12 protein-coding genes are annotated in these 13,851 nt (G+C 63.2%); 8 read left to right on the top strand and 4 right to left on the bottom strand.

All coding sequences use genetic code 11. The annotated features are described in order from the left end of the window. Positions 1 to 108 precede the first annotated feature (108 nt). The 7 genes from FJ964_RS15195 to FJ964_RS15225 all read left to right on the top strand — a co-directional run bounded on the left by FJ964_RS15195 (position 109) and on the right by FJ964_RS15225 (position 8,625). Positions 109 to 1,764 (top strand): ABC transporter substrate-binding protein, encoded by a 1,656-nt coding sequence (locus tag FJ964_RS15195; protein ID WP_140551119.1) that lies wholly within the window; start codon positions 109 to 111, stop codon positions 1,762 to 1,764. 174 nt (positions 1,765 to 1,938) lie between these two features. Next, a complete protein-coding gene (locus FJ964_RS15200; RefSeq protein WP_140551120.1) occupies positions 1,939 to 2,808 on the top strand; it encodes a DUF427 domain-containing protein in 870 nt (289 codons plus the stop codon). A 79-nt stretch (positions 2,809 to 2,887) separates the two neighbouring features. Beyond that, positions 2,888 to 3,652: an SDR family oxidoreductase gene (locus FJ964_RS15205; protein WP_140551121.1), complete on the top strand. Its 765-nt coding sequence runs from the start codon at positions 2,888 to 2,890 to the stop codon at positions 3,650 to 3,652. Between the two features lie 445 nt (positions 3,653 to 4,097). After that, the gene (locus tag FJ964_RS15210; protein ID WP_140551122.1) at positions 4,098 to 5,072 is read left to right on the top strand and encodes an ABC transporter substrate-binding protein; all 975 of its coding nucleotides are present in this window, start codon (positions 4,098 to 4,100) and stop codon (positions 5,070 to 5,072) included. Positions 5,073 to 5,148: 76 nt separating this feature from the next. Further along, positions 5,149 to 6,234: a glycine betaine/L-proline ABC transporter ATP-binding protein gene (locus FJ964_RS15215; protein ID WP_140551123.1), complete on the top strand. Its 1,086-nt coding sequence runs from the start codon at positions 5,149 to 5,151 to the stop codon at positions 6,232 to 6,234. Further along, the gene (locus FJ964_RS15220; RefSeq protein WP_140551124.1) at positions 6,231 to 8,213 is read left to right on the top strand and encodes an ABC transporter permease subunit; all 1,983 of its coding nucleotides are present in this window, start codon (positions 6,231 to 6,233) and stop codon (positions 8,211 to 8,213) included. The genes FJ964_RS15215 and FJ964_RS15220 overlap by 4 nt, the downstream gene beginning before the upstream one ends. A 34-nt stretch (positions 8,214 to 8,247) precedes the next feature. Beyond that, a complete protein-coding gene (locus FJ964_RS15225; protein ID WP_140551125.1) occupies positions 8,248 to 8,625 on the top strand; it encodes a GFA family protein in 378 nt (125 codons plus the stop codon). Between the two features lie 7 nt (positions 8,626 to 8,632). Here the strand turns inward: FJ964_RS15225 and FJ964_RS15230 are convergent, their stop codons facing one another. Then, positions 8,633 to 9,991 (bottom strand): NAD(P)/FAD-dependent oxidoreductase, encoded by a 1,359-nt coding sequence (locus tag FJ964_RS15230; RefSeq protein ID WP_140551126.1) that lies wholly within the window; start codon positions 9,989 to 9,991, stop codon positions 8,633 to 8,635. Positions 9,992 to 10,252: 261 nt separating this feature from the next. Here FJ964_RS15230 and FJ964_RS15235 point away from each other — a divergent pair, with 261 nt between their 5' ends. Then, a complete protein-coding gene (locus FJ964_RS15235) occupies positions 10,253 to 10,975 on the top strand; it encodes an XRE family transcriptional regulator (protein WP_140497887.1) in 723 nt (240 codons plus the stop codon). 254 nt (positions 10,976 to 11,229) lie between these two features. On the opposite strand, the gene FJ964_RS15240 is transcribed toward FJ964_RS15235, so the two are convergent. Genes FJ964_RS15240 through FJ964_RS15250 form a run of 3 tightly spaced genes read right to left on the bottom strand, consistent with a single transcriptional unit; the run spans position 11,230 to position 13,838 of the window. Beyond that, positions 11,230 to 12,270: a DUF3445 domain-containing protein gene (locus FJ964_RS15240; protein ID WP_140551127.1), complete on the bottom strand. Its 1,041-nt coding sequence runs from the start codon at positions 12,268 to 12,270 to the stop codon at positions 11,230 to 11,232. 9 nt (positions 12,271 to 12,279) lie between these two features. Next, on the bottom strand, positions 12,280 to 13,245 hold the full coding sequence (locus FJ964_RS15245) for a PDR/VanB family oxidoreductase (protein WP_140551128.1): 966 nt from the start codon (positions 13,243 to 13,245) through the stop codon (positions 12,280 to 12,282). Next, positions 13,242 to 13,838: a dimethylamine monooxygenase subunit DmmA family protein gene (locus FJ964_RS15250; protein ID WP_140551129.1), complete on the bottom strand. Its 597-nt coding sequence runs from the start codon at positions 13,836 to 13,838 to the stop codon at positions 13,242 to 13,244. The genes FJ964_RS15245 and FJ964_RS15250 overlap by 4 nt, the downstream gene beginning before the upstream one ends. Positions 13,839 to 13,851: the final 13 nt, after the last annotated feature.

The following is a 13,851-nucleotide window of genomic DNA, read 5'->3' on the forward strand; positions in this document are numbered from 1 at the left end:
CGCTCCCGCATCGAAAATTCCGATAGACCCTATCAAAAAATATCGCTTTCCGGTCGCGGTCAACGATGAACTAGATGGCCTGCCCCAAGACAAGCGAGGATTGCGGCCATGCCGAAGCATTTCGAGAGGATCGACATCGCCCGCCGGAATCTCACTGCAATCGAAAATTCCGCTGTCGACGAATTACTGGCCGGCCGGCTCGACCGGCGCGATTTCCTGCGCCATGGCAGCGTTCTCGGCCTTTCGCTGCCGTTCCTGGGCAGCCTTGTCGCCGCTGCCGGCCTCGGCACGCAAAAGGCACGCGCCGAAGGCAAGCCGGGCGGTACGGTGCGCGCCGGCGTGGCGACGCCCGGCGGCGCCATCGATCCCGTGACCTATTACGACAGCGGCAGCTACCAGCTGGTTTTCCAGACCGCCGAGTTCCTCTGCGTCACACAGCCGGACCTCACGCTGAAGCCTGTGCTGGCGGAAAGCTGGTCGCCGAACGAAGACGGCAGCGTCTGGACGTTCAAGCTGCGCAAGGGCGTGAAATTCCACAATGGCGAGGATTTCAAGGCCGACGACGTCGTCGCGACCTTCGACCGGCTGGCCGACCCGGACTGGGCCTCGAACGCGCTTTCGGTGTTCAAGGGGCTGCTGTCGAAGGGCGGCACCCGCAAGGTCGACGACCACACCGTCGCCTTCCATCTCGACGTGCCGAACGGCAGCTTTCCCTATTCGGTGTCGATCGACAATTACAATGCCGTCATCCTGCCGGCGAGCTACAAGGGCGATTACGAGAAGACCTTTGAAGGCACCGGCCCGTTCCGGCTGGAGACCTACACGCCGAAAGTCGGCGCGACCTTCATCCGCAACCCCGATTATTGGGGCGAGAAGGCGCTGCCCGACCGGCTCGAGTTCAAATTCTACGGCGATGTGCAGCCGCGCATCCTGGCGCTGCAGGCCGGCGAAGTGGACATACTCGACGCCGTTCCGCTCGATGTCAGCCAGGTGGTGCTGAACAGCCCAGACATCACCGTGCTGCGCGTCGCCTCGACCGCGCACCGCCAGCTTCACATGCGCTGCGACATGGCGCCTTTCACCGACAAGCGCGTGCGCCAGGCGCTGGCGCTGTGCATCGACCGTTCCAAGCTGGTGGATGGGCTGTGCCGCGGGATGGCGGCGACCGGTAATGACAGCCCGTTTGCGCCGGCCTTTCCCGCAACCGATAAGTCGGTGCCGCAGCGCTCCCAGGACATCGCCAAGGCCAAGCAGCTTATGGAAGCGGCGGGCCTCGGCAGCGGCTTCGACATCACGCTGACGACGCTGCGCTATTCCGATATTCCCGGCTACGCGCAGTTGTTCCAGAACTTCGCCAAGGAGATCGGCGCGCGCGTCTCGCTCAACATCGAGGACCAGGACAAATATTACGGCAAGGCGGTGTTCGGTCAATCGGACTGGCTGGACAGCCCGCTCGGCATCACCGACTACGCCCATCGCAGCGTGCCGAACGTGTTCCTGAAAAGCCCGCTGGTCAGCGACGGTCCGTGGAACGCGGCGCATTTCAAGAGCCCGGCCTATGACGGCATGGTCACTTCCTATCTCAAGGCGCTCGACATCGGCGCGCAGCGGGCGGCGGCGTCCGACATCCAGAAGCTGCTGCTTGACGAGACGCCTGTCATCTTCAGCTATTTCCCCGACCTCCTGGTGCCGGTGCGCAAGAATGTCAGCGGGCTGCCGCCGATCGCCGCCGGCCTGCTGCTCGACCGGGTGTCGCTGGGATAGAGGCTGGATGGACAATTTCTGCTTTCGGGCGGCGAGGCTATCCGCCAGCGGGGCTGCGAAGGGCGATGGGGGGCCATCGTTCGAGCCGCCCGACTCAGGAGAAGCCCGCCGCCCGGAAACCCACTCCGATACGATGACTCAATCCAGGTTCATTTCGCTTTGCGCCAACACTCGATGACAAAAGAAAAGAAACGGGAGACTACCATTCGCAAGCCTCATTTGCGCGGCCGCGGTCCGCATTTTCCCTTGCTCGACACGATCGTGCAGTATGAGTTCGAGCCCGGCTACGTCGCCTTCACCATGCCGACGCAGAAGCGGCTGCGCGTGCACGTGGGACCGATGATCGTCGCCGACACGACCAGGGCGCTGGTGTTCTACGAATCCGATCACCTGCCGGTCTACTACTTCCCGATGAGCGACGTGCGCGAGGAGTTCCTGCTGCCGAGCAGGACGGTGACGGAAGATCCGTTCAAGGGCCTGGCCACGCATTACTCGCTCAACACCGGTATCACGCTGGTCGAGGATGCCGCCTGGCGCTATCTCGACCCCGTCAAGGGCTGCCCGCCGATCGAGGACTATATGTCCTTCTACTGGCCCAAGATGACGCACTGGTATGAGGAGGACGAGGAGATCTTCGTCCACGCCCGCGACCCGTTCCGACGGGTCGATTGCCTGCCGTCCACGCGGCGGGTGCAGGTGATCCTGGACGGCGAGCAGGTCGCCGATTCACGGCGCGGCGTGTTCCTGTTCGAGACCGGCCATCCGGTACGCCATTATCTGCCGATCTCCGACACGCGGCTCGATATGTTCGCGCCCAGCCGCTACATCTCGCGCTGCCCCTACAAGGGCATCTCCAACTACTATCACGTGACGACGGGCAAGAAACGCCACGAGAACCTCGTCTGGTACTATCCCGAGCCGGTGCATGAGGCGGAGCGCATCAAGGGTCTGGTCTGCTTCCATCACGAACTGGTCGACAAGATCCTGGTGGACGGCGTCGAGATCCCGAAAGAAGCCACGGCCGCCTCCGACGGCTATTTCTAGCCGTGTCGCCATGCCCGCGCTGAAGGCTTGATCGGAACGCGGGACAGCGCATACCCTCCCCGAAGCAGGGAGGGTATCGATGGATCTTTTCAAGCTGGACGGCGATGTCGCGCTGGTTACCGGTGCCGGCAGCGGCATCGGCCAGGCAATCGCGATCGGATTGGCGCAGGCCGGCGCCGACGTCGCCTGTTTCGGCCATGCATCGAAGGGCGGGCTGGAGGAGACCGCACAGCGTATCACCGCGCTTGGGCGCAAGGCGCTGGTGCTGACGGGCACTGTGACGTCCGAGAGCGATCTCGCGGCGGCGACCGACCGCGTCGAGAGCGAACTCGGCGCCCTGACGATTGCCGTCAACAATGCCGGGATCGCCGGATCGGAGCCGGCCGAGACGATGGCCCTGGAGACGTGGCGGAAGGTACACGAGGTCAATGTCGCCGGCGTGTTCCTGTCCTGCCAGGCCGAAGCGCGCAAGATGCTGGCGCGGCGCAAGGGCTCGATCGTCAACATCGCCTCGATGTCGGGCACCATCGTCAATCGCGGGCTGACGCAGGCGCATTACAATTCCTCGAAAGCCGCCGTCATCCACATGTCGAAGAGCCTCGCCATGGAGTGGGCCGACCGCGGTCTGCGCGTCAATGTGGTCAGCCCCGGCTACACGCTGACGCCGATGAACAAGCGGCCGGAGGTGGCGGAAGAGATCAAGATCTTCAAGCGAGACACGCCGATGGGCCGCATGGCGGCGCCCGAGGAAATGGTCGGGCCGACCGTGTTCCTGGCCAGCCGCGCGTCGAGCTTCGTCACCGGCCTCGACCTGATCGTCGATGGCGGCTATGTCTGCTGGTAAGGTGGCTCGGCCGGTTGGGAGGCGACCTCGCCTGCGGTCCGAATTATGCATCCAGCAAGCCTTAGTCGTTGCGCGCGATGAACGTTGGTATATATAATTTCATCCCATGAAAGCGTCCCGGCGATGGGGCTTGCCGGGCCGATAGCCGAGGTCAGGGGACCCTGATGGCTCGCATTTTGCAGGGCGCCATAAGGCTGGCAATCGACCCGCAGGCGATCGCTGTCGCAGCGATCCGTCGGCAGCTATGACGCCGACCCTCTCAGCACCGTTTCCGCAATCAAAAACTCTGCACGATCCCGCCTGCGCCGGTTTTGGCCGCGCGATGGTGGAAACGGCCTTGCGCAAAGGCAGGTCTTTCCAACACAATCAAGAAAAAACCCAACAAGGGCAGAAAGACGCAAGAAGGGAACGAACGATAACCGTCACAGCTTGAAGGAGAACAAGCATGTCATTTCGGAGCAGAGTTTCTAAACTGTCCATGGGCGCCGTCGCGCTCGCGGCACTAAGCCTGCCAACGCTTTCCGTCCACGCCGCAGCCCCTGAATCCAACGATCCCATCAAGATCGCGCTGTTCGACTGGACCAGCGTCAATCTCAACGCCAAGATTCTCGGCGGCATTCTCGAAAAGCTCGGCTACACCGTCGAATATCCGACCGCCGATTACCTCTCCAGCCTGACCACCGGTCTCACCAATGGCGACCTCGATGTCGGCCTGGAATTCTGGGACACGACCGCCGGCGAGGCGATGAAGGCTTCCGATGCCACCGGCCAGACCGAGCGCCTCGGCAAACTCGGCCCCAAGGCCAAGGAAGAGTGGTGGTTCCCCGAATATATGAAGGAGAAATGCCCCGGCCTGCCCAATTGGGAAGCGTTGAAGGATGCGAAATGCGCCGAGGCCTTTTCGACAGCCGAGACGGCACCCAAGGGCCGTTATCTCGGCGGCCCCGTGACCTGGGAGGGTTTTGACGACGAGCGTGTCGAGGCACTCAAATTGCCGTTCACCGTCATCCACGCCGGCACCGACGCGGCGATGTTCGCGGAGCTGGATTCGGCCTATCAGCGCAAGGCGCCGATCATGCTGTGGATCTATTCGCCGCATTGGGCGCCGGCCAAATACAAGGGCGAATGGGTCGAATTCCCCGAATACACGCCCGAATGCTACAGCGATCCGAAATGGGGGACGAATCCCGATGCCAAATATGACTGCGGCAAGCCGCATGGCGAGATCTGGAAATATGCCTGGAACGGCATGAAGGACAAATGGCCCGTCGCCTACAAGGTGGCCAAGGCCTACACGATCGACACCGACGAGCTCAACAAGATGAGCGGTGAAATCGACCTCGGCGGCAAGACGCCGGAGGACGTCGCGGCCGCCTGGATCGCCGCCCACGAAGCGGACTGGAAAGCCTGGGCACAGTGATCGCTCCTACTGGAGAATGAGACCCGGCCGTCGATCGGCCGGGCCTCAATCGTCGATATTCCAGAAGGACGCTTGAATGCCTGACAATACCGAACCGGGATCGAACGCTGCGGGCGCGCCAAAGGATGCCCGCCCGATAAAGCTGGCTTGCCGCAATGTCTGGAAACTGTTCGGTTCGAACGCAGCCAGCTTCATCCGCGAGCGCGACGGCAAGGCCAGCATGGCCGATATCGCCGCTGCCGGACTGGTCGGGGCCGTACGCGGCGTCGACCTCGAAATCCGCCAGGGCGAGATCTTCACAATCATGGGGCTTTCGGGGTCGGGCAAGTCGACCCTGGTGCGCTGCATGTCGCGGCTGGTCGAGCCGACGCACGGCAAGGTCGAGTTCGAGGGCAAGGATCTGCTCAAGATCTCCGATGCCGCGCTCATCGAACTCAGGCGCCACCGCATGGGCATGGTGTTCCAGAATTTCGCGCTGCTGCCGCATCTCGACGTGCTGGACAACATCGCCTTTCCGCTCAGCATCCAGGGGCAGGACCGTGCGACGCGCGAAGCGCGCGCCCGCGAGGTGATCGATCTCGTCGGCCTGCGCGGGCGCGAGCATTTCTATCCGCGCGAGCTGTCCGGCGGCCAGCAGCAGCGTGTCGGCATCGCCCGCAGTCTGGCGACCAAGCCGGAGATCTGGTTCCTCGACGAGCCGTTCTCGGCGCTCGATCCGCTGATCCGCCGCGAGATGCAGGACGAGCTGATGCGGTTGCAGACCATGCTGCACAAGACCATCGTCTTCATCACTCATGATTTCGACGAGGCGATCCGCCTGGCCGACCGCATCGCCATCATGAAGGATGGCGAAGTCATCCAGATCGGCACGCCGGAGGAACTGGTGGTCGACCCGGCGACCGACTATGTCGCCGAGTTCACCCGCGACGTCGACCGCGCCAAAGTGATCTCGGCGAAGAGCCTGATGCGCGCCTGCGACGGCGCCGAGCATGGCGGCACGGTGGCGCCGGAGGCCAAGATTGCCAGCTTCTCGGCCAGCATCGTCGCGGCCGGCAGACCGTTCGCGGTGGTCAACGGCAGCGGCAAGCCGATCGGCGAGGTGACGCCGCAAGCGGTGATCGACCTTCTTGCCGGCATCGAGCGGTCAGGAGCCGGTGCATGACAGTAACGGCAAGCGCCAGCGGGACGAGGGCGCGGCCGGCGCAGACATGGCTGCTGGTCTGGGCCGCAGCGCTTGCGGTGGTGCTAATAGTGTTCCTGCTCCAGGACAATCTCCCCTGGGCCGTCAATTATCCGGCCGAGGCGATCGTGCCGGTCGCAGACTGGGTCAGCGCGCTGATGCGCTGGATCAAGTCGAACCTGTCATGGCTGACGCGCTCGATCACGGCGGTGCTCGGCGTGCCGCTCGATTTCGCGCTCAACCTTCTGGCCAAGAATTTCAAGATCGGCCACGGCGCCGACGCCTATGTGCTGCCGCGCCTGTCCTGGATCGGCGTTTGCGCGGCGGCCTTTGTCGCCGGGCATGCCGCCGGCGGTCGCAGGCTCGGCATGCTGGTCGGCGGCTGTTTCCTCTACGTCGCGCTGTTCGGCCAATGGACCAGCGCCATGCTGACTTTGGCGCTGATTTCCATCGCCGTGCCATTCTGCATCGCCACGGGATTGTTCGTCGGCATCTGGGCCTGGCGCAAGCCCTGGGCGGAAAGGCTGGTGGTCTCCCCTGCCCTCGATCTGATGCAGACCATCCCGACTTTCGCGTATCTCATCCCGATGCTGCTCCTGTTCGGCAACAGCCCGGTTTCGGCGATGATCGCCACTGCCATCTTCGCCACGCCGCCGATGGTGCGGGCAACGATGCTCGGCCTGTCGCGGGTGCCGTCCGAGATCGACGATTTCAGCGAGATGGCCGGCTGCACGGCGCGGCAGAAACTGTGGCGCGTGCTGTTGCCGTCAGCACGGCCGACGCTGATGGTGGGCGTCAACCAGGTGATCATGCTGGCGCTGAACATGGTGATCATCGCCTCGATGATCGGCGCCGGCGGGCTGGGCTATGACGTGCTGCTGGCGCTGCGTGCGCTGAAGGTCGGCGAAGCCATGGAAGCGGGGCTGGCCATCGTGGCGCTGGCGATCGCGCTCGACCGGCTGAGCCAAGCCATCGCCGCCAACCATGCAAAAGGTCACGTCCACCGGCAAGTCCTCCCCGCCTTCTGGCGGCGCTATCCCAACCTGACGCTGGCCGTCGCCATCCTGATCGTCACCACGCTGCTTGGCCTCTTCGTGCCTGCCTTCGCGGCGGTGCCGAAGACGATCACCTTCACCACCGCGCCATTGTGGAAAGCGGCGGTGAATTGGGTGACGATCAATTTCTTCGACACGATCGAAGCCTTTCGCGTGGCGCTGATCCTCAACGTGCTGAACCCGGTGCGCGCCTTCTGCGAGGGCTTTCCGTGGCTAGGCGCGGTGTTCTTGCTCGGCCTTGCCGGCTATCAGCTTTCCGGCTTGCGCCTTGCCGCTCTGGTGGCAGCGCTGACCGCCTTCTGCGCCGTCACCGGGCTGTGGGAAAAGACCATGGCGACGGTCTATCTCTGCGGCATCTCGGCTTTTATCGCTTGCCTGATCGGCATTCCCATCGGCCTGATGGCCGCGCGCAGCGACCGCTTCGAGAAGACGGTCACGCCCGTCATCGATACGCTGCAGGTGCTGCCGTCCTTCTGCTTCATCATTCCGGTGGTGATGCTGTTCCGCGTCGGCGACGTCACCGCGATGATCGCAACGATAGCCTTCGCCGTGGTGCCGGCGATCCGCTACACCAACCACGGTATCAGGCAAGTGCCGCCGGCACTGATCGAGGCGGCCAAGGTTTCGGGCTGCACGCCGCGCCAGACTTTCTTTCGCGTGCAATTGCCGCTCGCGCTGCCCGAGATCATGCTGGGCGTCAACCAGACCATCCTGATGGCGTTGGCGATGATCATCATCTGCGCCATGGTCGGCACCCGTGATCTCGGCCAGGAGGTGTTCATCGCGCTGTCAAAGGCCGATTCCGGCCGCGGCATCGTGGCGGGCCTCGCCATCGCCTTCATCGGCATCGTCGCCGACCGGCTGTTCAATGCCTGGACGGCCAAGGCACGGGCGAGGCTGGGTTAAAGCTCAAGCGGCGAACTTATCAAGGGAGGAAGATATGACCAGCAGGATTGCCCGCTGCACCTGTGGCCAATTGCAGATCCGTTGTCCGCAACAGCCGGCCAAAATATCGCTTTGCCACTGCCTGGACTGCCAGCGGCGCACCGGCAGTCCGTTCGGAATAGCGGCTTTCTTCGATGCCGAGGCGATCGACATCGACGGCTCATCCCGGACATTCCGGCGCAATTCCGACAGCGGCTTTCCCGTCACTTTCCACTTCTGCGGAAACTGTGGCTCGACGGTGTTCTGGTATCCGTCGCGCAAACCGGAGGCGGTCGCTGTGGCGGTCGGCTGTTTCGCCGATCCGTCCTTCCCGGCGCCGACACAAGCCGTCTATGGCGAAAGCCGCCACGACTGGGTCGTGTCGCCGGCCTGACGGCAAGCTACTCCGCAGCGACGCCCTTCACTTCCAGATAGCTCTCCATCGAATCGTCCAGCGCCTGCAGCCACGGCGTATGGTGCAGCGGCGCCATGGTGCCGGTCATCAGCGAACGGTAGGAATGGTCGCGGAAGCTCATAATGTCTTCCACCTTGTGATGCTCCCATTCCATGAAGGTCTGGTTGACCGCCTCGACGTCGAAGCCGGGATAGTCGGTCTGGTCCATCAGTTCCTTGGTGTAGTCGCCCTGGAACCAGATCATCTGCTCGGCGTCTTCCAGCGTCTCCTCGCGCGCCCGCCATCTGGCGCCGTGCTCGGCCATCGCCTGCGCGGACGGCAGCTTGATGCGGCCCATGATGACGTCGCGCGCATACCAGGCCTGCGCATCGAACATGTTGAAGGTGTAGAACTGGTCCTGCATGCCGATGTAGAAAAGCTTCGGGTTCTTCTCCCAAACGACGCCTTCATAGAGGTCCAGCGGCCACATGCGGTTGGCGGTCTTGAGCTTCAGGTCGTCGGTGAGGAAGGGGAAAGAATGGAGATAGCCGGTGCACAGGATGATGGCGTCGACATCCTTGGTGCTGCCGTCCTTGAAATGCGCGGTCTTGCCGACGACCTTCTGCAGCAGCGGCACCTCTTTCCAGTTCTCAGGCCATTTGAAACCCATCGGCTTGGAGCGATAGCTGGAGGTGATCGACTTCGCGCCGTATTTGTAGCATTGCGAGCCGATGTCCTCGGCCGAATAGGAGCGGCCGATGATCAGGATGTCCTTGCCCTTGAATTCCATCGCGTCACGGAAATCGTGGCTGTGCAGGATGCGGCCGTTGAAGGTCGAGAACCCCTCGAAATAGGGAACGTTTGGCACCGAGAAATGCCCGGACGCAACGACGACATTGTCGAACTCTTCCGAATAGGTGACGTCGTTGGTGCGGTCATGCGCGGTGACGGTGAATTTCTTCGTCTGGTCCGAGAAGGTCACCATTCGCACCGGACTGTTGAAGCGCACCCATTTGCGCACGCCTGACTTTTCGACGCGGCCCTTGATGTAGTCCCACAGCACGGCGCGCGGGGGATAGGAGCCGATCGGCCGGCCGAAATGTTCCTCGAACGTGTAGTCGGCGAATTCCAGGCATTCCTTCGGCCCGTTCGACCAGAGGTAGCGGTACATCGAGCCGTGCACCGGATCGCCATGTTCGTCGAGGCCGGTGCGCCATGTGTAATTCCACAGGCCGCCCCAGTCGGACTGCTTTTCGAAGCAGACGATCTCGGGAATGTCTGCCCCTTTGTCGGCCGCCGACTTGAAGGCCCTGAGCTGTGCCAGGCCGGACGGTCCGGCCCCGATGACGGCAACGCGAGTGTTCATTTCCGGGCCTCCATTTTTTGATTTCCCCAGCGAAACAAATTTCACTGCCAGTGACAGTAATTGGCCCTTCGGCACTGTCAACAGCCATCTGCGGGAACGGCGTTTGCACAAGGCGGATTCCTGGCGAAGAACCCGCATTGGCCGAAATCGCGGGATTGGCGCATGCGACATAAGACGGCTTGCCGACGCGGCTGCGCTCATGTATCGCCACCGAACATGTTCACCTTGAGTGAAATAAATCCGCGAAGTCCGGGGGGCGACATGGCGAAAAACGCTTCAAATCCAAAGGCCGGTGCTGGAGCCGGCGGCGCAAAGGCAAAGCCGCTGCCAAAGGTCTCGGTGGACGGGAAGACCATCCGGGCGCCGCTGACCCAGAACCCGCACGCCATCCGCGACACGCGTGAAAAGGTGCTGGAAGTCGCGATCGGCCGCGAGGTGCGCGCGTTCCGCAAGAAGCTCGGCATCACCGTCGCTGATCTGGCGGTCGCCACCGACATTTCGCTGGGCATGCTGTCGAAGATCGAGAATGGCATCACCTCGCCGTCGCTGACCACCTTGCAGGCGCTGTCGCGGGCGCTGGGTGTTCCCGTCACCGCCTTCTTCCGCCGCTTCGAGGAGGAGCGCAGCGCCGTTTTCGTCAAGGCCGGCGAAGGCCTGGACGTCGAGCGCCGCGGCACGCGCGCCGGCCACCAGTACAATCTGCTTGGCCATATCGGCTCAAACACCAGCGGCGTCGTCGTCGAGCCCTACCTGATCACGCTGACCGAGGATTCGGACGTGTTCCCGACCTTCCAGCACGAGGGCATGGAGTTCCTCTACATGCTGGAGGGCGAGGTCGTTTACCGGCACGGCAGCAATCTCTATCCGATGAAGCCCGGCGACAGCCTGTTCTTCGACGCCGACGCCCCGCACGGGCCGGAACAGCTGACGAAACTGCCGATGCGCTATTTGTCGATCATCTGCTATCCGCAGAGCGCGGGGTGAGGCACTGTTTGCGCCGTCGTAGCGGCTGCTAATCTCCCCCCTTGTGGGGGAGATGTCCGACGGGACAGAGGGAGGCGTTGTCCCGCCGAATTATCAATCAATCGTAGCTGCGCCCCTGGTATCATTGGTGGTTTTTCGCCGTGGATGGGCAAGGTTTGCGTTCCTTCGCGCCCCCCTCTGCCCTGCCGGGCATCTCCCCCTCTTGGGGGGAGATCGGCAGCTTGAGAGGCAGCGCCAACATCGGCGGGACAAATTCAGTCCGGCCCGAATCCGGGGCTCGTCGCACTCCCGTCATCCAGCTTCGACAGCCATTCCACCAGCGTCGGCCGGTAGCGGGTGAGCCCCTTGTAGGTGGCAAGCTCCTCGGGCAGGTCGCGGATGACGCGGTGCAGGCGGCGCGCCCATTTCGGTTGCGTCACCAGCTCGTCCATCTTGATCAGGTAGCAGCGGATCGGGAAGACGATGGCGTTCGAGCGCGGCAGGCGCCAGAAGCTCTGCAACTCGACGCGCAGATGCACCTTGTCGCCGACATTCTCCGGTGTGACCGTCGCCCGGTCCGGACCCCATTTGTGATAATTCTCCGGGCTGGTGTCGAGGCGCGGATTGACGGTCATGGTCCAGTTCAAGCGACGCGCCGGCTTGCCCTGCTGGATGTTGGTGAGGAACTTCAGCGCCCTGACGAAAATCCCTTTCTCATGCGCCAGCGGCACCGGCGCGTGCCACTCGAAGAAGTTCATGCCGATGTCGAAGTCGAGCGACCAGTCGGCCTGGGTGGTGACCATGCCGGCATCCATCCAAAGATTGCCGTCGCGCTGGTCGAGGATGCAGAAATCGCCCTGGCTCTGGCGGGTGATGTATTCCATCGGTCCGTAAGGCAGCGTCGAGGTGTCGCCGAATGTGAAGGTGTCGTCGATGCCGAGCGGCCGGTTGATCCAGCGCCAGCGATCGCTGTCGCGGGTCAGCGTGAAATGTTCGGGATAGCCCAGCGCCTGCTGCTCCATCAGAAGTTCGAGCAGGTCCCAGCCGGCGAGCGTCATGTGCGGCAGCGACTGGCAACGCAGCGGGTCCTCGGCCAGCACCAGAGCGCGGTCCTGCATCTCGGCGACATAGTGCTCGTCGACGTCGATCAGGTTTTCCAGCACGCTGCCCTTCGGACCGACGACATGCGGCTCGATGTTGACGGCGTACATGTAGCTGTCTTCGTGGAACGGAAACGGGAAGCGCCTGATGTGCTCAGGGCTGTTCCTGAAGGTGAAGTCGTCGCGGAACGTTTCCTTGCGAAAGGTGATGCCCAAGCTCGCCTCCTATCTTTCCAAGACCAGCGATTTGCCTTCGAAGCGCGACACGCACGGCATGATCTTGCAGCCGGAACGGTGGTCTTCCTCGCTCAGCCAGTGATCGTTGTGGATGAACTTGCCGTCGGAGGAGACGACATTGGTTTCGCACTGGCCGCAGACGCCGCCGCGGCAGAGATAGGGCGGATCGACGCCGGCAGCCTCGATCGCCTCGAGCAGGCTCTGCTGCTCGCCGACGCGGATGGTCTTGCCGCTGACGGCCAGCGTCACATCGAAGGGCAACCCCGGCTGGGGTGCCGCAAAATGCTCGAAATGCACGGTCTCCGGTGGCCAGCCAAGCGCGGCGGCGCGCTCGCGCACCCAGCCGATCATGCCAGCCGGACCGCAGACATAGAGATGCGTGCCGAGCGGCTGCGACGACAGCAGCCGGTCGAGATCGACGCGCTCCCCACGGTCGTCGTGATAGAGTCGGACCCGGCGGCCGTAGCGCTGTTGCAGCACATCGGCATAGGTGCAGAGCGACGCCGTGCGGCAGGTGTAGTGCAGTTCGAAATTGCCGCCCTCGCCCGCCAACTGCGCGGTCTGGGCCATGAAGGGCGTGATGCCGATGCCGCCGGCCAGCATCAAATGTTTCTTCGCCCTGAGATCGAGCGAGAACAGATTGACGGGATAGGAGATCACCATCTCCAGCCCGGGCCTGACGCTCCGGTGCATAAACAGCGAGCCGCCCCGGCCGACATCGTCGCGGCGTATCGAGATCGTGTATTCGCGCGTGTCGAGCGGCGACCCCATCAGCGAATAGGGATTGAGCCTTGTGCGGTCGCCGTCGCGCATCTCGACCACGACATGGGCGCCGCCTGAAAAGGTCGGCAACAGCTCGCCGTCACGGCGGCGGAAATGAAAGCGGGTGACCAGCTCGTTGACGGGGACGACATCGCTGACGACGACGTCGAGTTTGGTGGTGCCGGTGCTCATCGGAAAACCTCCTCGATCGGAGGAATTTCGCTGCGATCCTCGGCATTGATGCAGACGCCCTGGAACGCCGCCAGCCGCCGCGAATAGTGGTCGCGCACCAGAAGCAGCAGGCCGCAATGCGAGCAGGTGGCGGGTTGCGTCGTTACATTCTCGGTGATGCCCTTGCAATGCACGCACTGCACGCGGCGCGCCAGCGAGCCGCGATGTTCGGTCTGGATCGCGGTGTGGTCGATGCCGGCTTCGAGCGCCACCTGCATGGCCTGGCCGATCAGCCCTTCGGTACCGGCGAGATAGAGGCGCAGGCCCATATGCGCGTTATCAAGCGTCTGCTTCAGCCGCGGCAGCAGGCTGGCGAAGGACGGCGCCTGGTGGAAGCGCGCCGGTTTCAGCGCTTCGAGAGCGGCGACATGCCTGTCGTCCGGCCCGGGAATGAAGACGATCTCGGCACCGTCGAAGAACCCGTCCGGAGCCATCTTGGCCATGTCCGCTATCGCGAGCGCACCCTCGGCATCGGCGATGAAAAGATGGTGCTTGCCGGGCTGCGGAGACAAGGTTCCGTAGACGGGCCGGCTGATGATCGACTTGGCTGCCATTCTCTGCTTCGTG

This window comes from Mesorhizobium sp. B2-3-2 (assembly GCF_006442295.1).
Lineage (GTDB): Bacteria > Pseudomonadota > Alphaproteobacteria > Rhizobiales > Rhizobiaceae > Mesorhizobium.

Coding starts and splice junctions, on each gene's coding strand:
- FJ964_RS15195 (WP_140551119.1), top strand. CDS start 109: ATGCCGAAGCATTTCGAGAGGATCGACATCGCCCGCCGGAATCTCACT.
- FJ964_RS15200 (WP_140551120.1), top strand. CDS start 1,939: ATGACAAAAGAAAAGAAACGGGAGACTACCATTCGCAAGCCTCATTTG.
- FJ964_RS15205 (WP_140551121.1), top strand. CDS start 2,888: ATGGATCTTTTCAAGCTGGACGGCGATGTCGCGCTGGTTACCGGTGCC.
- FJ964_RS15210 (WP_140551122.1), top strand. CDS start 4,098: ATGTCATTTCGGAGCAGAGTTTCTAAACTGTCCATGGGCGCCGTCGCG.
- FJ964_RS15215 (WP_140551123.1), top strand. CDS start 5,149: ATGCCTGACAATACCGAACCGGGATCGAACGCTGCGGGCGCGCCAAAG.
- FJ964_RS15220 (WP_140551124.1), top strand. CDS start 6,231: ATGACAGTAACGGCAAGCGCCAGCGGGACGAGGGCGCGGCCGGCGCAG.
- FJ964_RS15225 (WP_140551125.1), top strand. CDS start 8,248: ATGACCAGCAGGATTGCCCGCTGCACCTGTGGCCAATTGCAGATCCGT.
- FJ964_RS15230 (WP_140551126.1), bottom strand. CDS start 9,991: ATGAACACTCGCGTTGCCGTCATCGGGGCCGGACCGTCCGGCCTGGCA.
- FJ964_RS15235 (WP_140497887.1), top strand. CDS start 10,253: ATGGCGAAAAACGCTTCAAATCCAAAGGCCGGTGCTGGAGCCGGCGGC.
- FJ964_RS15245 (WP_140551128.1), bottom strand. CDS start 13,245: ATGAGCACCGGCACCACCAAACTCGACGTCGTCGTCAGCGATGTCGTC.
- FJ964_RS15250 (WP_140551129.1), bottom strand. CDS start 13,838: ATGGCAGCCAAGTCGATCATCAGCCGGCCCGTCTACGGAACCTTGTCT.